The organism is Neobittarella massiliensis (ex Bilen et al. 2018) (assembly GCF_014269355.1).
In the GTDB taxonomy this organism is placed as follows: domain Bacteria; phylum Bacillota; class Clostridia; order Oscillospirales; family Ruminococcaceae; genus Neobittarella; species Neobittarella massiliensis.
In genome coordinates this window covers 1,432,176-1,448,926 of record NZ_JACOGI010000001.1, presented here as the reverse complement: position 1 = coordinate 1,448,926, position 16,751 = coordinate 1,432,176, and the positions used below count along the sequence as shown (strand labels likewise).

General features: G+C 58.3%; 14 protein-coding genes. 11 read left to right on the top strand and 3 right to left on the bottom strand.

All coding sequences use genetic code 11. The annotated features are described in order from the left end of the window. Nucleotides 1-216: 216 nt before the first annotated feature. Both H8K20_RS06675 and H8K20_RS06670 read left to right on the top strand, forming a co-directional pair. Complete coding sequence (locus tag H8K20_RS06675) at nucleotides 217-951, top strand: ABC transporter ATP-binding protein (protein WP_105204128.1); 735 nt, start codon at nucleotides 217-219, stop codon at nucleotides 949-951. 10 nt (nucleotides 952-961) lie between these two features. Then, nucleotides 962-1,882 (top strand): SufB/SufD family protein, encoded by a 921-nt coding sequence (locus H8K20_RS06670; protein ID WP_154867044.1) that lies wholly within the window; start codon nucleotides 962-964, stop codon nucleotides 1,880-1,882. Between the two features lie 393 nt (nucleotides 1,883-2,275). Here H8K20_RS06670 and H8K20_RS06665 read toward each other — a convergent pair whose 3' ends face one another. The 3 genes from H8K20_RS06665 to H8K20_RS06655 form a co-directional block, all read right to left on the bottom strand. Continuing rightward, on the bottom strand, nucleotides 2,276-4,132 hold the full coding sequence (locus tag H8K20_RS06665; RefSeq protein ID WP_243206188.1) for a nucleoside-diphosphate sugar epimerase/dehydratase: 1,857 nt from the start codon (nucleotides 4,130-4,132) through the stop codon (nucleotides 2,276-2,278). 121 nt (nucleotides 4,133-4,253) lie between these two features. Continuing rightward, the gene (locus tag H8K20_RS06660; protein WP_243206187.1) at nucleotides 4,254-5,153 is read right to left on the bottom strand and encodes an MYG1 family protein; all 900 of its coding nucleotides are present in this window, start codon (nucleotides 5,151-5,153) and stop codon (nucleotides 4,254-4,256) included. Between the two features lie 187 nt (nucleotides 5,154-5,340). Further along, nucleotides 5,341-6,333: a nucleoside hydrolase gene (locus H8K20_RS06655; protein WP_105204130.1), complete on the bottom strand. Its 993-nt coding sequence runs from the start codon at nucleotides 6,331-6,333 to the stop codon at nucleotides 5,341-5,343. 356 nt (nucleotides 6,334-6,689) lie between these two features. Between H8K20_RS06655 and H8K20_RS06650 the strand changes: the two genes are divergently transcribed. The 9 genes from H8K20_RS06650 (at nucleotide 6,690) to H8K20_RS06610 (ending at nucleotide 16,730) form a co-directional block, all read left to right on the top strand. Further along, the gene (locus tag H8K20_RS06650; protein WP_341480827.1) at nucleotides 6,690-7,895 is read left to right on the top strand and encodes a DegT/DnrJ/EryC1/StrS family aminotransferase; all 1,206 of its coding nucleotides are present in this window, start codon (nucleotides 6,690-6,692) and stop codon (nucleotides 7,893-7,895) included. Beyond that, nucleotides 7,895-8,572: a sugar transferase gene (locus H8K20_RS06645; RefSeq protein ID WP_105204427.1), complete on the top strand. Its 678-nt coding sequence runs from the start codon at nucleotides 7,895-7,897 to the stop codon at nucleotides 8,570-8,572. The genes H8K20_RS06650 and H8K20_RS06645 overlap by 1 nt, the downstream gene beginning before the upstream one ends. Nucleotides 8,573-8,787: 215 nt before the next feature. Next, the gene (locus tag H8K20_RS06640) at nucleotides 8,788-9,159 is read left to right on the top strand and encodes a GntR family transcriptional regulator (RefSeq protein ID WP_154867050.1); all 372 of its coding nucleotides are present in this window, start codon (nucleotides 8,788-8,790) and stop codon (nucleotides 9,157-9,159) included. 56 nt (nucleotides 9,160-9,215) lie between these two features. Next, nucleotides 9,216-10,085 carry an ABC transporter ATP-binding protein gene (locus H8K20_RS06635; protein WP_186487863.1) on the top strand — a complete coding sequence of 290 codons (870 nt, stop codon included), beginning with the start codon at nucleotides 9,216-9,218 and terminating at the stop codon, nucleotides 10,083-10,085. Beyond that, nucleotides 10,082-10,711 (top strand): ABC-2 transporter permease, encoded by a 630-nt coding sequence (locus H8K20_RS06630; RefSeq protein WP_105204136.1) that lies wholly within the window; start codon nucleotides 10,082-10,084, stop codon nucleotides 10,709-10,711. The genes H8K20_RS06635 and H8K20_RS06630 overlap by 4 nt, the downstream gene beginning before the upstream one ends. A 940-nt stretch (nucleotides 10,712-11,651) precedes the next feature. After that, nucleotides 11,652-12,770, top strand: a complete 1,119-nt coding sequence (locus H8K20_RS06625) for a nucleoside hydrolase (RefSeq protein WP_186487862.1) — start codon at nucleotides 11,652-11,654, stop codon at nucleotides 12,768-12,770. Between the two features lie 692 nt (nucleotides 12,771-13,462). Next, entirely contained in the window at nucleotides 13,463-14,884 is a 1,422-nt protein-coding gene (locus H8K20_RS06620) for a carboxyl transferase domain-containing protein (RefSeq protein ID WP_186487861.1), read from the top strand. 27 nt (nucleotides 14,885-14,911) lie between these two features. Next, nucleotides 14,912-15,304, top strand: a complete 393-nt coding sequence (locus H8K20_RS06615) for a biotin/lipoyl-containing protein (RefSeq protein WP_186487860.1) — start codon at nucleotides 14,912-14,914, stop codon at nucleotides 15,302-15,304. A 28-nt stretch (nucleotides 15,305-15,332) separates the two neighbouring features. Beyond that, the gene (locus H8K20_RS06610) at nucleotides 15,333-16,730 is read left to right on the top strand and encodes an oxaloacetate decarboxylase subunit alpha (protein ID WP_105204145.1); all 1,398 of its coding nucleotides are present in this window, start codon (nucleotides 15,333-15,335) and stop codon (nucleotides 16,728-16,730) included. Nucleotides 16,731-16,751 lie beyond the last annotated feature (21 nt).

Here is a 16,751-nt window from a genome sequence, read left to right as displayed (position 1 = left end):
AAAAGGCAGGAGCGACAAATTTTTTATCCCTTTTTTGTGCGCCTCTCTTTTAATTTGGATGAAATTGGTGTATAATGCTCCCTGGGTAAAAGAGACAGGCTCTGTTTCCATAAGCCGTGACCAAAACGGCGGTTTTGGGGCATACTCCCGTTGGGTTTGGCTCTTTTAGGCCCGAATTTACAAATTCGTAACATTTTTATACACGGAGGGGACGCAATGCTACAGCTCAAACATATCTCCCTCACCGCGCCGGAAGACGGCAAAAAGGTCATTTTACACGATATCGACCTGACGGTGGGCGACAACAAGTTCGTAGTGGTCACCGGTCCCAATGGGGGCGGCAAGTCCACCTTGGCCAAAGTCATCGCCGGCATCATGACGCCCGAGAGCGGGCAGGTGCTGCTCGACGGGACCGATATCACCGGTCACAATATCACCCAGCGGGCCAACGAGGGCATCACCTTCGCCTTTCAGCAGCCGGTCCGCTTTAAGGGCATCACCGTGCGCGATCTCATCATCACCGCCGCCGGCCGCCAACTCGACGAGCCCGAGATCTGCGGCTATCTGCACCAGGTAGGCCTGTGCCCCCGCGACTATATCGACCGCGAGGTCAACCAGAGCCTCTCCGGCGGCGAGATCAAGCGCATCGAGATCGTCATGGCCATGGCTCGAAAGACCAAGCTCACCATCTTTGACGAACCCGAGGCCGGCATCGATCTGTGGAGCTTCACCAACCTCATCGACGTGTTTAAACAGCTGCGCCAGCAGGTCAGCGGCTCCATCCTCATCATCTCCCACCAGGAGCGCATCTTAGAGATCGCCGACGAGATCGTGGTGCTGGCCGATGGACACATCACCGCCCACGGCCCCAGAGAAGAAATACTGCCCGCGCTGCTGGATACCGAGGGCGGCAGCTGCGCATACTGCCCCAGAACGGGAAGGGAGGCCTGATGACATGAATATGAACCCCATCACCCAAGAGCTTTTGGGCCAGGTATCCGACCTGTTCGGCGGCCCTATCGGCGGCGCCTACAACATCCGCGAAGACGGTGATTGCGCCGGCCGCCAGTCCACCGAGCATGTCAAGATCGAGTCTAAGCTCACCCAGCCGGGCATCGATATCCTGGTCGACCCCGACACCGTGGGCGAGACCATCTACATCCCGGCGGTAGTCACCCACACCGGCGTAAACGATCTGGTGTACAACGACTTCTATATCGGCGAAGGGGCCGATGTCACCATCGTGGCCGGCTGCGGCGTGCACAACGACGGTGGGTCCGAGGCCCGGCACAACGGCGTCCACCGCTTTTTCCTGCAAAAAGGGGCGCGGGTGCTGTACATCGAAAAGCACTTGGGCATCGGCGACGGCAGCGGCAAGCGGGTCATCGACCCCAAGACCCATATCGAGATGGCTGAAGACAGCTATATGGAGATGGACACCACGCAGATTAAGGGCGTCGACTCCACCAAGCGCGAATCCACGGCGGTGCTGGGTAAAAACGCCAAGCTGGTCATCAAAGAAAAGATCATGACCCACGGCGACCAGTACGCTGAGACCAACTTCGTAGTCGACTTGAACGGCGAGGGATCAGGGGCCGATCTGGTCTCCCGCTCGGTGGCCAAAGGCACCTCGCGGCAGCTGTTTCGCTCCCGCATAAACGGCAACGCCGCCTGTAACGGCCATTCGGCCTGCGACGCTATTATCATGGATAACGGCGTGGTCAGTGCCATCCCCGAGCTCACGGCCAACCACGTCGATGCCGCCCTCATCCACGAGGCAGCCATCGGCAAAATAGCCGGTGAACAGATGACCAAGCTCATGACGCTGGGCCTCACCGAACAGCAGGCCGAGGAAAAGATCATCGAGGGCTTTTTAAAATAGACACAGTATAAAATAGAGAGCGGGCGCCACGCGGCGTCCGCTCTCTATTTGTGTCGCCATCCGAGCTTTTGCCGTTTAAGGTACGATCATGAGAGCGCCGGGCAGGAAGGTGCCCCCAGATGCGGTGCCAGCCAAAAGCGGCGGCGTGCAGCAGGGGAGACCGGGATAGCGATCGCCCCACAGGTATAGGGCCATACAGCGTGTGACCGGGCACCTGGGTGATCGTATAAACACCGCTGCGATACTGCCCCCGCGCTTTTCTCTGCTCCTGAGTTTGTCTCCGGCCGCCGTATCCCTACCCGCCCCAGCAGATACTTTTATCGTATAGGCGGCTGAGACACAGATAAAAAAAGAGCCCCTACCGCCGCCGGGCAGTGGGGGCTCTTTCTACGCCTATTCTTTAGGGGTGTAGGTGGGCACGATCTTTTTCACCATCTCGGTCACGCCGCGGCGGTCGTTGTCCTCGGCCACGGTGCGCAGCCGCTCTAGCTCCTGGTAAAAGGTGGGCACGTCCAGCTCGATGGGCTTGCCCACAAAGATCTTTTTGTGGGCGGTCTCGCGCATTCCCTCCTCGTCCATAAGCAGCTCCTCAAACAACTTTTCGCCGGGGCGCAGGCCGGTGTACTCGATCTGGATATCCACCCCCGGCTTTAGGCCCGACAGCCGTATCAGGTTCTCGGCCAGCTGGCGGATCGGCACCGGGTCGCCCATGTCCAGCACAAAGATCTCACCGCCCCGGGCCATAGCTCCGGCCGACAGCACCAGCGACACCGCCTCGGGGATGGTCATAAAGTAGCGGATGATATCCGGGTGGGTCACCGTCACCGGCCCGCCGGCCTTGATCTGCTTTTTAAACAGCGGGATGACCGACCCGTTAGACCCCAGCACGTTGCCAAAGCGAACCGCCACGAACTCGGTCTCGCTCACCGCGTCCATCGACTGGATGATCATCTCGCAGATGCGCTTGGTGGCCCCCATCACGTTGGTGGGGTTCACCGCCTTGTCGGTGGATATCTGCACAAAGCGGTGCACGTGGTAGCTGTCGGCCAGCTTTACTAAGTTCAGGGTGCCAAATACGTTGTTTTTCACCGCCTCCTCGGGCGAGGTCTCCATCAGCGGCACGTGCTTATGGGCCGCCGCATGGAACACGATGTCCGGCCGGTAGCGGTCAAAGAGGATATCCATCTTCTCAAAATCGCGGATCGAGGCGATCTCCACCGCCAGGGCCAAACTGTCGTGATACAGCCCCACCAGCTCCTGCTGGATGTCGTAGGCGTTATTCTCGTAAATGTCCACGATGACCAGCCGCTGCGGCGAGTATTTGGCGATCTGGCGGCACAGCTCCGAGCCGATAGACCCGCCGCCGCCAGTCACCATCACCGTGCGTCCGGTGATGTACTGGGCGGCGTCTTTTAAGTTGAGACTGATGGGGTCGCGCCCCAGCAGATCCTCCACCTCCACCCGGCGAATGCTGCTCATGGGCACGTTCTGCCCGGTCATCACCCGGTACAGGTCGGGGATCAGATTCACCTCGCACCCGGTCTGAGCGCAGATGTTGAGGATGCGCTTTTTGTCGTTCTTGCCCAGGTTGGCGATGGCAAATAAGATCGCGTCCACCTTGTAGTCCCGGCACACCTCGGGGATATCTTCAGTGGTGCCGCACACCCGTATACCCTGGATCGAGCGGCGATTTTTCGTCAGGTCGTCGTCCACGATGCACACCGGCAAAAACTCGTTAGACACGTTGCGTTTTAACTCCGACAAGATCATGGCACAGGCCTCGCCGCCACCCACGATGAGCAGCCGCTTGGTGCGCTTGGGTTCGGGCTTTGAGAACTTGGCGTCCACTACCTTGTTGATCTTGTAGACGATGCGGCACATGAACAAAAAGAAGGTGCTGAGGATCGCGCTCATCATGTAGGTGCGCACGCCGATGTTCAGGTGCAGAAAAAAGCTGACTACAAAAAAGAAGATGTTGCCCACCACACTGGTGATACCCACATACAAAAATTCCACAAAGTCGGCGTACTGCCACATCTGGTCGTAGATGCGAAACAGCAAAAAGGCGGCCAGACCACAACCCAGATAGGTCAAAAAAGTGGTGACGAACACGTGCTCGTACCCCAGCAGCGAAAAGGTGTTGCGGATCATGGCAAACGAGAAAAAGTAGGCACAGCCCCACAGCACCAGGTCGAAGGGCAGAAGCACATACTTTTTCAGCCGCAGCAAAAAATTGTACAGTTGGCTCATATCGTTAAAACTTCCTTTTTATTCACAGCGCAAACAGCGCAAACCAGCGCAAACGGGCACAGCTCTCAAACAGCAACTATCGGGCCGGCGCGGTGCGCCCAGCCCGCATCCACATTTTACTCTATTTGTCTTGGCCGCGCAACTGTACGGCGGCGCGGCAGGCAGCCAGCGCGTCCTGCCGGGTGGTCGCCGCGATCAAAAAGCGGTTGTTGTGGCAGAAAGTCAGGCCGCCGATACCGCTGGTGCGCTGCAGTACCTCATCTTCCAGCCCGGCCCACTGCGGGGGAAACGGGCACTTCAGCTGCCCGCCGCCGTCCTCGATGGGCACCCCTTGGGCGCACCAGCCGCCCCGCTGAGAGGGATACACGCAAAACACCGCCTCACTGGGCGACAGCACAGATTTCCAGGGGGCAAAGCGCGGCAGTATCACCACCCCGTCCTGCATCTGCTGCAGCGCCTGCTCCACCAGTGCCTTGGCGCGGCAAAAGCCGGCGATGCTGTGCAGCCGGTTGCGCAGCACGGTATCGGCAAACGCCACCGCCCGCCAAAAGGCGCTGTCGGGCCCGCTGTCCTCATCCCAGGCGGGGTTGAAATCACCGATCAGCGCTGCCAGCTCGCTGCCGCAGCCGGTGTTGTCATCCAGGTCCAGTGGCTGTACGAACTTCTCGTCAAAGCGCAGTGCCTCGCGCCGCCGCTGCTCTGTAGGCATGGGGGGCAAAAAGCGCTGCAGCAGTATTTCACCATAGGCGTGCCACAGCAGACCAAAAGCGGCGTAGGGCACCCCGTCGGGGCGCACCGGGGCCCCTTTTTGGTGGTGGTCGAACGGGCCGCCGCCAATGTCGTACACCAGCCCCGCAAAGTCTGCCGGCACGCGAAAACTGCGCCGCACCTGTATGTCGGGGCGCAGCAGCTGCAGCAGCGCGGTGCCAAATACATCGTCGGCGTGAAATTTGCCGCCGTGGGTCAGGGCCTCGGCGGGTATGGGCGGCGCTGAATGTGTATCGTAAAAAGGTCCCATCATCAAAAGTACCTGTCTTTCTACCGGTATGTGCGGCGGCCGAGGTCGCCGCCGTCTCTATAGTATAGGCGCTGGGGCGTGCGGCAGTCAACTGCCGCCTGCCGGCACCTGTCTCCACCGCCCGTACCAAATACAAAAAATGCGCCGGTGCGTGCTCGCACCGGCGCATAGCTCCTATCGTCTGTCTCTCTTATTTGGTCAGGGTCTCGAACAGGTCGCCCATGATCTTGTCGCGGTTGAGCGCGTAGACATAGCGGATGGGGTAGCGGGACTTATCGATGCTGTAGTGGCCGTCGTACGACGGGATCGGTGCGGGCTCCAGGCGGTCCATCACCGCATCGCTCAAAAACCACGCCACCGGCGCCACATCCCAGATCGCCCGGCTCCAGTACGGGCCTTGGCCGCACTCCTCAGCCTCGGTGCAGGTGATGTCGCACAGGTAGTCGCACAGCGCATTTTTGCCCTTCAGCCAGTGCTGCAGCTCCGGCCCGGTAGTCGCCAGCGACGATACCACGCCCATACAGGGGAACAGCACCACCGGCACGCCGCAGGTCAAAAGCACCCGGGCCCCGGCAATATCCTGTACCATGTTGAATTCCATGGTGTCCGGCCAGTCCAGCGAGTGGCCGCCCAGCCACACCACCACGATCTTTTTGGCGATCTCGGGCTTCATCAGCAGGGCCGAGGCCACGTTCGAGATAGCGCCGATCGCAATGACATACAGCGGGTCGTCGTCGGCGCGCAGCATGGCTTTTTCCACCAGGTCTTTGGCCGCGTCCGAGATGACCGGCGTCTGCTCGTCGTGCAAAAAGCTGGTAGAGCCGCGGTACACCTTGTCAAACATGTCCTCCCGGCCCAGCAGCTTTAAGATGTTAAAGATCTCGTCGTAAGATTTTTCCATGCCCACCGCGGCGGTGGGGGCCCCCTTCATCTTCTCGTTGACAAAAGGCGCGGCATAGATGGCCTGCACGTTAAATTTCTCGTCGTGCTTCAGCATGTAGGAGATAGCGTACTGGTCGTCGATCTCGTTAAAGGTGTCGGTGTCCATCACCACATCCACCTTGCCGGCGGGTTTGTCCAGCCGTCTGGCCACGAATCCGTCGGTCAGCTCGGGGTAGGGCTGGTGCTTGGGCAGGTTGAAGCCCGTGTCGATCAGGTTTTGCAGCAGTTCATTTTTGGGCATAAAAAGCTTCCTCCTTTAGCGGCCATATGGCCATGTAGGGATTATTTAGCCGAGAGATACCAAAAATACAACCCTATTTTAGCACACCTGAGCCGCGGTCTATATGCTTTTGGTAAAATTCGCCGTTATGCTAAAAAACACCGCTGTGTCACTGGACACTTTTCCCACAGCCCCTCCGACCGCTGCCGCCGTTTTTCTTGACACCCCCCAGTAAATGCCATAAAATAGGTACATTATAGATCGGATGAGGTCCCTGCGCACCGGCCGGTCTTTTATCAGCTGCCTGCGCGCCGCGTGGCGGCCGGGGCGGCACTGTCCCCAGCGGACACAAAACAAAAAGGAAGCAGGTCTTTGTCATGATGCAGATACCGTTTTCACCCCCGGATATAGATGAGCAGGATATACAGAGCGTGGTAGAGGCGCTGCGCTCGGGCTGGATCACCACCGGTCCCAAAACCAAGGAGCTGGAGCGCCAGCTGGCCGCATACTGTCAGGCCGACCGGGCCGCCTGTCTCAACTCGGCCACCGCCGCGCTGGAACTGGCGCTGCGGGTGCTGGGCATCGGCCCCGGCGACGAGGTCATCACCAGCGCCTACACCTACACCGCCTCGGCCAGCGTCATCTGCCACGTGGGGGCCACCCCGGTGCTGGTAGATACCGAGCCGGGCAGTTTTCACCTGTCGCCCGAAAAAATGCGCGCGGCCATCACCAGCCGCACCAAGGCGGTCATACCGGTAGATATCGGCGGCGTGCCCTGCGACTACCGGGCCATCTTTAAGGCTCTGGAGCGCGAGCAGGACAGGTTCGTGCCGCAGACCCCCCTGCAGGCCGCTATCGGCCGCATCGCCGTGGTGGCCGATGCCGCTCATGCCATCGGCGCCACCTACGGCGGGCAGATGGTGGGCAGCGTGGCCGACTTTACCTGTTTTTCTTTCCACGCCGTCAAAAACCTGACCACCGCCGAGGGCGGATGTGCCGCCTGGCGCCGGTTCGAGGGCGTCGACAGCGACGAGATATACCGCCAGTTCATGCTGCTCTCGCTGCACGGCCAAACCAAAGACGCACTGTCCAAGACCAGGGCCGGTTCCTGGGAGTACGACATCGTCTCCCCGGCCTACAAGTGCAATATGACCGATATCATGGCTGCACTGGGTCTCAGTCAGCTGGCGCGCTATCCCGCGCTCCTGGCCCGCCGCCGCCAGCTCATCGAGCAGTACGACCGCGCCTTTGCCGGCCAGCTCGAGTCGCTGCGCCACTACGGCGACGACTACACCTCCAGCGGGCATCTGTACCTGGCGCGGGTACCGGGCGCCGGCCGCATCCAGCGCGATGCACTCATCGAGCGCATCGGCCAGCAGGGAGTGGCCACCAACGTGCACTACAAGCCGTTGCCGCTGCTCACCGCCTATAAAGACATGGGCTATTCCATCGCCGACTACCCCTGTGCGCTGGCCCAATTTGAAAACGAGATCACGCTGCCGGTCTACACCACCATGACCGACGCGCAGCAGCAGTACGTCATCGAGGTGGTAAAAAACTGTCTGGAGGATCTGCGCCCGTGATGCTGCCCAAACAGCTGCCCCCAGCGCTGGATAATCCGGCCGTGCGCCGGTACTGGCAACTGCTGCGCCACAAGCGGGTGGGGCTCTTTTGCAAGCGGGGGTTCGATATCATCCTCAGCGCCGCCATGTTGCTGCTGCTCTCACCAGTCTTTCTGGCGCTGGCGCTGTGGATCAAACTCGATTCGCCCGGCCCGGTATTTTTTCGCCAGCAGCGGGTGACCACCGGCGGCCGCATCTTTCGCATCTTCAAATTTCGCACTATGGTCCAGGGGGCCGAAAAACTGGGCTCGCTCATCACCGAGCCGGGGGATATGCGCATCACCCGGGTGGGCAAACGTCTGCGCGACCTGCGCATCGACGAGATCCCCCAGCTGCTCAACGTGTTGCTGGGCGATATGAGTTTTGTGGGCACCCGGCCAGAGGTGCCCCGCTATGTAGAGGCCTATACCGACGAGATGCGGGCCACCCTGCTGCTGCCGGCGGGCATCACCTCCAACGCCAGCATCAAGTTTAAAGATGAGCAGCAGATGCTCGACTCGGGCAGCGATACCGACGATATCTACATCCACCAGGTGCTGCCGGCCAAAATGGTCTATAACCTCCAGTACCTCGAAAATTTCTCCTTTTGGGGCGATATCGCCATCATGTTGCGCACCGCTGTCGGCATCTTCCGCTGAGCCAGCCGCTCTTTTTATCCTGTATCCAACGCGCCGTGTCGGCCCGCTTCTGTCGGGCCGGTGCGGCGCGTTTTCCTCTCTGGTGTCCCCGGCGATACCGCCCCGGCGGGCCCTCTAAAACTTTCCATCTATTTTTTTATCGATTGTATTGACAATAGTTCATACTGTATATATACTATATATACAGTGTACACTTGACAAAGGAGATGAAGCGGTTGCACATCATCATCCGCAATTCCAGCGGCACCCCCATCTACGAGCAGATCGTGGCGCAGATCAAAGACGCCATCCTCACTGGGGGGCTGGCACCGGGGGAAGCGCTTCCCTCGATGCGGCTGCTCGCAAAAGAGCTGAAGATCAGTGTCATCACCACAAAGCGCGCCTACGAGGAGCTGGAGCGGGAGGGTTTTATCTCCACCCAGCAGGGGCGGGGCAGCTTTGTGGCCGAGCGCGATCTGGAATTCGTGCGGGAGGAGAAGATGCGCCAGCTGGAGAGCCAGCTGGAACAGGCTGCCGCCACAGCCAAGGGCTGTGGGGTCGACCGGGCCGAGTTCGTGCAGCTGGCCGCGCTCTTGTACGACGAGTGACCGGCTGCGCGCTGCCCGGCGGCAAAACGATACCGTGAGATAGAGAGGCGACATAGATGGAATATGCGTTAGAGGTACAGGGCCTGGAAAAGCATTACAGCGGTTTCTCGCTGCAAAAAGTCGATCTGGTCCTGCCGGCCGGCTGTGTGCTGGGCCTGGTGGGCAAAAATGGGGCCGGTAAGAGCACCCTGCTCAATTTGATACTGGACGTGGTGAAAAAAGACGCCGGCACCGTGCGTCTGTTTGGCAGCGAGGTGTGCGGCCCACTGCAAAAACAGGATATCGGGGTGGTGTTTGACGAGAGCTATTTCCACGACTTTCTGCAGCCGCGGCAAATATCCCACATTATGCAAAACATCTACCAAAATTGGGACCAGGACCAGTTTTTTCACTACCTGCAGCAGTTTGCGCTGCCGCTGGATAAAAAGGTAAAGGCATTTTCCCGCGGCATGAAGATGAAATTGTCCATTGCCGCGGCGCTGTCGCACCGCGCCCGGCTGCTGCTGCTCGACGAGCCCACCGGCGGGCTCGATCCGGTGGTGCGCGACGAGATCCTCGATATCTTCGCCGACTTTATGTTGGAGGAAGACCACTCCATCCTCATCTCCTCCCACATCACCAGCGACCTGGAGCGCATTGCCGACTACATCGCACTCATCGACGACGGCCGGCTGCTGCTCTGCCAGGAAAAAGACCAGCTGCTGGAGCGGTACATGCTGCTCAAGGGCTCGCCCGAGCAGCTGGCCGCCATGGACAGCACCCAGCGGTCTGCGCTCATCGGTCTGCAGCAGGGGGCATTCGGTTTCGAGGCGGTGTGCGATATACAAAACGGGCTGCCTGCCGGCGATGTGGTGTGCGAGCCCGGACGACTGGAAGAGGTGCTGTTGCACTTCATCCGCGGCAGCGAGAGGGGGGACCGGCAGTGAAAGGCCTGATCTTAAAAGATATCTATATCTTCGGCAGCAACATCAAACTGTACATCATCTACTTCGCCTTTTTTGGTGTGTTCTCTTTTTTCAGCGATGCCTCTTTCTTCTACGGTATCGTCATGATGATGCTCACACTGCTCTCGATCACCGCCGCCAGCTACGACGATATGGCCCACTGGCCGCGGTTTGCAGTGAGCATGCCACTGTCCCGGGGGCAGATCGTCACCGCCCGCTACCTGTTTATGTTCATCATGACCGGCAGCGCCGCTGTTTTGCTCTCTATCTTCAATGTGGTGTTCAGCTTTTTTAAGACCGGTATCTCTCTTATCGAGGGGTTTGCCGTCATCGGCGCCACCGGGTCTGTAGGTCTGCTGGCCGGTTTCGTCATCCTGCCCATCCTCTACAAAATGGGGGCCGAGCGCGCCCGCATCCTCATGATCTTAGTCATGATGGTGCCCTACGCGGCGCTCATGTTGGCAAATGCTTTGGGTGTCAAGCTGCCTGCCTGGCTCATGCACATGCCGCCGGCGGTATACGTGGCGCTGGTACTGGCACTGCTGGTGGGGGGCGGCCTTATCTCCTTTGGCGTCTCCCGCAATATTTTCGAGAAAAAAGATCTCTAGCAGCTGCGGTATCTACCCAGTCGGCAAAAAAAGAGGTGCGGACCTATCCGCGCCTCTTTTTTGTCAGCCATACAGTTTGCCCAAAATACACAGGATGGTACCAGCAAATGAGAGATTATATCTGGATAGTCTTGAGAATATTTGTCGAATTTTGTAGAATACATACAAGGAGGTGCTGGATATGAAAAAGTATCGGCCCTGCGCATATGTGTCATTATGGTACTGCCCTCCACAATTTTTCTCTCTAAGACACCGGGGAGTTTCCGGCGCTCGGTGAGGCACCGGCTCTGTCACTCTATGTCGACAATACCACCGGCCAGGTAATCAGCATAGATGCAGCCGGCGGTAAAAAAGATATGAGCGCGCAGGTGTTCAGAGCGGTTCTCTCCAGTATCGGTAGCATAGACGATGGGAGCGGACCCTGGCTGACATACAAGATCAGCCGCAAAAGGAGGTGCGAAGTGGTGGTCTCTGTTCCCAATACGCAAATACGGCCGTCTATCAGCGCTATGTAGTCAAGATCCCCATTGCCGATCTCAGTTTCTGATTGCAAAAATAGCCAAAGTAGCGATACTTTTAGGCAGATGCCTACATGAAAAAGTTACTGACACCGCGCCGGTGTGCACGGTCAGCACGGTGGACATTTCATGGAGAGCAAACCCGGTCACCGTGTTGGACAAGGCGAACTGCTATACAATTATGACACGACAGATGAACATCTCCACTATGTAACTCGTGTATCCACATAAAAGGACTAGGTTAAGTAGGCCAGATAACAATTGCTGTTTTATTCAGAGAGCGTTTGCTTTTAGACCATAGATGGCCTCATCGATTTGGTCACCGATGTCCAGAACGTCATAAATATTTCATGCCCGCCGACCGGTGTAACGAAACGTCTGTGCCCATCCGCCAGAGGGAGCACAGGAACAGGAGGTTTATTATGAAACGCTTTATCGCCATAGCGCTCTGTTTACTACTGACGCTTTCCACACTGTGTAGTTGCGGCGACGACTCTGACATGGGGAAAGAACCTGTACGCACAACATTGACAGAGGAAACACCTATCCTCATTGACAGCGATGGCAATATATCCGATTTTTATGCGCTGGGCTTAATTGGTACCTGTGATAAGCTGCAGCTAAAGGGGCTCACCGCCACCTATGGCGCGGTCACAGCCAAGCAGGCGGGAAAAAATCTGCTGGGAATGGCCAATCTCTACGGTTTTGACTGCCCCGTTTCGATGGGGAGATCAGAGCCTCTGGTAAAGCTTTTTAGTGCTACAGGCTCTGCTGATGGAAAATACGGTTTGGGAGGCGTTTCGTTGCCGGCGGGGAAAAAGAAACTCTCGGATAAGCCCGCGTGGGAAGTGATGTATGAGGCGGCAAAAGAGTCGAGTGGCAAGCTGCAGATCATCTGTATGGGGCCTTTGACAAATGTGGCCATGGCGGTGAATACCTATCCGGATTTTGCCCAAATGGTAGCGGGCATCAGCACCAACGCCGGGGTGAGCGATTTGGAGGTTGCACAGCAGGAGGGAAATGATGTGGTGGCGAGTATCGGCAATGGAGAGATTGACCTGCTCGCTGATCCGGACGCATTTATCACCGTTGCAAATAGTGGGATCCCTATCTACTGCATCGGTGACAGGCTTGCCAATCAAACTCGTTTTACATTTAATTACCAAGAAAACGAACACACTTTGGATATGTGGCTAAAGCCTAAAAGCAAGTATTCCGACTATTTTATGAAGGTGCGCGAGCACTATAAACGGGAGGATGAGGAACTGGTAAGTGTCGCCTTTCCCAGCACAGTATCTCTGGGTAACGTCATCGACGATACGATCTTAAGCTATGACAGCTTTTCCGCTGTCTCTCTGGAAAATGACACCTTGCGCCTCACAAAGCCTGCGGCTGAAACTGAGGGCACCATTCATATTGCCACGACTTTTAAAGACTTTTCATTCATTGTAGAGGACCCCTATGACACGAATGAAACTGGTGCAATGCGGTTTTTCTTAATGATTTTGCAGATGCCTGCATATTACAGCAAACACAAATGACGATCCCTCTTACAGCTCCCTCTGTCGATATGGGAAGGCCTTTTAAGCCCTGTTATATGTTTAGCAGCAAGATTGCAGCGGCAAAAATCAATCATAATACAGTGGTACAGCCCACAGTAAAAGACCTGGAGACACTGCTGGAATAGGACTAAAAAGCATAAAATTGTCGAGAAAAACCTGCCAGCGTAGTTTTTAAAGTGCTTTATTTAGAGTTTTTTTACAGGAAATTGGCGCTGGCTCTTTTAACAAACGGGGAGAGCAAGCCACCGAATGTTTGTTAGTCTTTGCCGCGTTTGCACCGCGATCACCGGGTGTGGCCTGGCTGTCCGCCAAGGTGACAGGAAGATCTACGGCCTCAGCTGACTGATGCCCCTGGGACAGAGTCCATAAAGGGATCCCCCAGCGTCTGTTGTGTAGATATGACGAGGCGATAAAAATCGGGCGGAATACGTTCCGCCCGGTTTTTTGTTGTCCGGCGGCAGTTTGGGCCTTTCCGATGGTATTTGCTACTTGTTATTTTCCGGGTGGCGTTGTATAATTTATTTGATTTTGGTTTTGTGATGCCAAACTGCCTTGGCGCCCATTTGTGGGCCAAAACAGAAAAGGCTATCATTTTTTCGGCGGCGGTTTTACCGGCGGGTCTTTGCCCGCACGCCGAAGATATTGCAGAGTATGGAAATGGAGGAACAGAGATGAGTCTTAAAAGCAGGCTTGAGATCCTTGCGCAGCAGGGCGGCAGTCTGGACCGCGGTACCAGCGCCTACAAGCGGCTGGTCGCACTGTTCGACGAAGGCACCTTCGTCGAGCTTGACGCCTATGCCGGGTGCGGGGAGGACGCCGCAGGCGTGTGTACCGGTTACGGCATGATCGGCGGCGGCATGGCCTACGCCTTTTCGCAGGGCGGTGCCGTGGGCACCGTCCACGCCAAAAAAGTGGCCAAGGTGTACGAGCTGGCCGCCAAGGTGGGCGTGCCGGTAGTCGGTATCTACGACTCGGTCGGCGCCCGCCTGGAAGAGGGCCACGACGTGTTGGCCGCCTACGGCCAGATGCTCGGCTGCGCCCAGTCGCTGTCTGGCGTCGTGCCCCAGGTAGCAGTGGTGGCCGGTGTCTGTGCCGGCACTGCCGCGGTGATGGCCGCCTCGGCCGACGTGGTCATCATGGCCAAAGACGCCCAGCTGTTCATGACCGCCCCCTTTGTGACGAGCGCTCTGGGCGATAAGGTCGCCGGCGCCGGCAGCGCCGAAAACGCCGCCAAGGCCGGTGTCTGCCACCTGGTAGCTGGTGACGTCGACGACGCAGTAGAGCAGGCTAAAAAGATCGTCTCGCTGCTGCCGCTCAACAATCTGTCCGAGGCCCCCTATGTCGAGTACGAAGAGGCCGATGGCACCGCACTGCGCGGTATCTGCGAGAACATGCAGGATTACGACGTGGCCGCAGTGTTGGCCGGTATCTTCGACGCCGGCAGCGTCGTGGAGCTCTCGGCTCAATTTGCCTCGCACGTGACCACTGCGCTGGCCACTCTGGCCGGTCAGGTAGTGGGCGTCGTTGCCACCGCCGGTGCTGCGTACCAGATGTGCTCGTCCTGCACCGCCAAGATCGCCCGCTTTGTCTCGGTGTGCGACAGCTTTGGCATCCCGGTGATCACTCTGGTCGACACCGACGGTTTCTACGAGAGCGCCTCCGACGAGCTGGCCGGTGCCGCCCGCAGCGCCGCCCGCCTGGCCCACGTGTACGCCGAGGCCACCTGTCCCAAGATCACCGTGGTCACCGGCAAGGCCTGTGGCAGTGCCTATGTGGTGCTGGCCGGCAAAAATGCCAGCGCCGACCTGACGCTGGCCTGGCCTAGCGCCGTCATCTCCACCCTGTCGCCCGAGGCAGCGGTCAACATCCTGTGGGCCGACAAGGTCAAGGGCTCCGATAAAGACGCCCAGGCCGCCCTAGTACAGGAGTACATCGATACCTTGGCCTCGCCTTTTGAGGCGGCCAAAAACGGCTATGTAGATGATGTGATCGATCCGGCCTACACCCGCAGTGCCCTGATCTCCGCCTGCGAGATGTTAGCTGGCAAACGGGTCACCAACCTGCCAAAAAAACACGGCAACATGCCGCTTTAAGACCTGACTAAAGGGGGATATATCAACATGAAAAGATTTAGCATAACTGTCAATGGTACCGCTTACGACGTAGCTGTCGAGGAGCTGGGCGCCGGCGCTGCTCCGGTAGCTGCCGCTCCCGCCCCGGCCGCTGCTCCGGCTCCCGCTCCCGCCGCCCCGGCAGCACCTGCTGCCCCCGCCGCTCCCGCTGCGCCCGCAGTGGCCGGTGGCACCAAGATCGAAGCCCCCATGCCCGGCACCATCCTCGACCTCAAGGTCGCTGCCGGCGACGCGGTGAAAAAAGGTGACGTTCTGGCCATTCTGGAAGCCATGAAGATGGAAAACGAGATCATGTGCCCGGTCGACGGCACCGTTGCCGCTGTGAACGTGGCTAAGGGCGACTCGGTCGAGACCAGCACACTGATCATGACCATCCAGTAATCTTTAAAAGAAAAGAGGTGCCGGTTTTATGGCAAAAGTAAAAATCACAGAGACCGTATTGCGCGACGCGCACCAGTCTCTGTTCGCCACCAGGATGACCATAGACGATATGCTGCCCATCCTGGATGAAATGGACAAGGTGGGGTATCACTCCATCGAGTGCTGGGGCGGCGCCACCTTCGACGCCTGCATCCGCTTTCTGGATGAAGACCCCTGGGAGCGCCTGCGCATCCTGAAAAAGCACATGCCCAACACCCCGCTGCAGATGCTGTACCGCGGGCAGAACTGCCTGGGTTACCGCCACTATGCCGACGACGTGGTCGAGTACTTTGTCGAGAAGTCGGTCGCCAACGGCATCGACGTGCTGCGCATCTTCGACGCGCTCAACGACATCCGCAACCTGCAGTCCTCTATCCGCGCCACCAAAAAGGCCGGCGGCCACCTGCAGGCCTGCCTGTGCTACACCACCTCTCCGGTGCACAACATCGAGTACTTCACCAAGTACGCCAAACAGCTGGAGGATGAAGGCGCCGACTCTATCTGCATCAAAGATATGGCCGGTCTGCTCACCCCCTACGGCACCTACGACCTGGTGAAGGCCCTCAAAGAGACGGTCAAGATCCCCATCCAGCTGCACACCCACTACACTTCGGGCCTGGCTTCCATGGCCGAGCTCAAAGCGATCGAGGCCGGCGTCGACATCATCGACACCGCTATGTCCCCGCTGGCGCTGGGCACCTCCCACGCCCCCACCGAGTCGATGGTCGCCGCCCTGCAGGGCACCGAGTACGACACCGGTCTGGACTTAAAGCAGCTCGATAAGATCCGCGCTCATTTTGCTACCATCCGCCAGAAATACGTGGATAACGGCATGATCAACCACAAGGTGCTGGGCGTCGACGCCAACACCCTGCTGTACCAGGTACCCGGCGGCATGCTCTCCAACCTCCTGTCGCAGCTCAAGCAGGCCGGCAAGGAAGAGCTGTACGAAGAGGTCCTCAGAGAGGTCCCCCGCGTGCGCGAAGACGCCGGTTTCCCGCCGCTGGTCACCCCCAGCTCGCAGATCGTGGGCACCCAGGCGGTGTTCAACGTGCTAAACGGCGAGCGCTACAAGATGGTCACCAAAGAGTTCAAGGGCCTGGTCCGCGGCGACTACGGCCAGACTCCGGTCCCCATCAAGCCCGAGTTCGTCAAGCAGATCATCGGCGACGAGCCGCAGATCACCTGCCGTCCGGCCGATAATCTGGAGCCCGAGCTGGATAAGCTGCGCGCCGAGTGTGCCGAGTACATGGAGCAGGAGGAAGACGTGCTGACCTACGCCCAGTTCGGTCAGGTCGCCGTCAAGTTCTTCGAGAACCGGCGCAACAAAAAACTGCACATCGACGGCGAGCACGTAGATGTGAAAAACAAGGTCCATCCCCTGTAAGGGCTTATCCTTGTCAGTTCC

Coding starts and splice junctions, on each gene's coding strand:
- H8K20_RS06675 (WP_105204128.1), top strand. CDS start 217: ATGCTACAGCTCAAACATATCTCCCTCACCGCGCCGGAAGACGGCAAA.
- H8K20_RS06670 (WP_154867044.1), top strand. CDS start 962: ATGAACCCCATCACCCAAGAGCTTTTGGGCCAGGTATCCGACCTGTTC.
- H8K20_RS06665 (WP_243206188.1), bottom strand. CDS start 4,132: ATGAGCCAACTGTACAATTTTTTGCTGCGGCTGAAAAAGTATGTGCTT.
- H8K20_RS06660 (WP_243206187.1), bottom strand. CDS start 5,153: ATGATGGGACCTTTTTACGATACACATTCAGCGCCGCCCATACCCGCC.
- H8K20_RS06655 (WP_105204130.1), bottom strand. CDS start 6,333: ATGCCCAAAAATGAACTGCTGCAAAACCTGATCGACACGGGCTTCAAC.
- H8K20_RS06650 (WP_341480827.1), top strand. CDS start 6,690: ATGATGCAGATACCGTTTTCACCCCCGGATATAGATGAGCAGGATATA.
- H8K20_RS06645 (WP_105204427.1), top strand. CDS start 7,895: ATGCTGCCCAAACAGCTGCCCCCAGCGCTGGATAATCCGGCCGTGCGC.
- H8K20_RS06635 (WP_186487863.1), top strand. CDS start 9,216: ATGGAATATGCGTTAGAGGTACAGGGCCTGGAAAAGCATTACAGCGGT.
- H8K20_RS06625 (WP_186487862.1), top strand. CDS start 11,652: ATGAAACGCTTTATCGCCATAGCGCTCTGTTTACTACTGACGCTTTCC.
- H8K20_RS06620 (WP_186487861.1), top strand. CDS start 13,463: ATGAGTCTTAAAAGCAGGCTTGAGATCCTTGCGCAGCAGGGCGGCAGT.
- H8K20_RS06615 (WP_186487860.1), top strand. CDS start 14,912: ATGAAAAGATTTAGCATAACTGTCAATGGTACCGCTTACGACGTAGCT.
- H8K20_RS06610 (WP_105204145.1), top strand. CDS start 15,333: ATGGCAAAAGTAAAAATCACAGAGACCGTATTGCGCGACGCGCACCAG.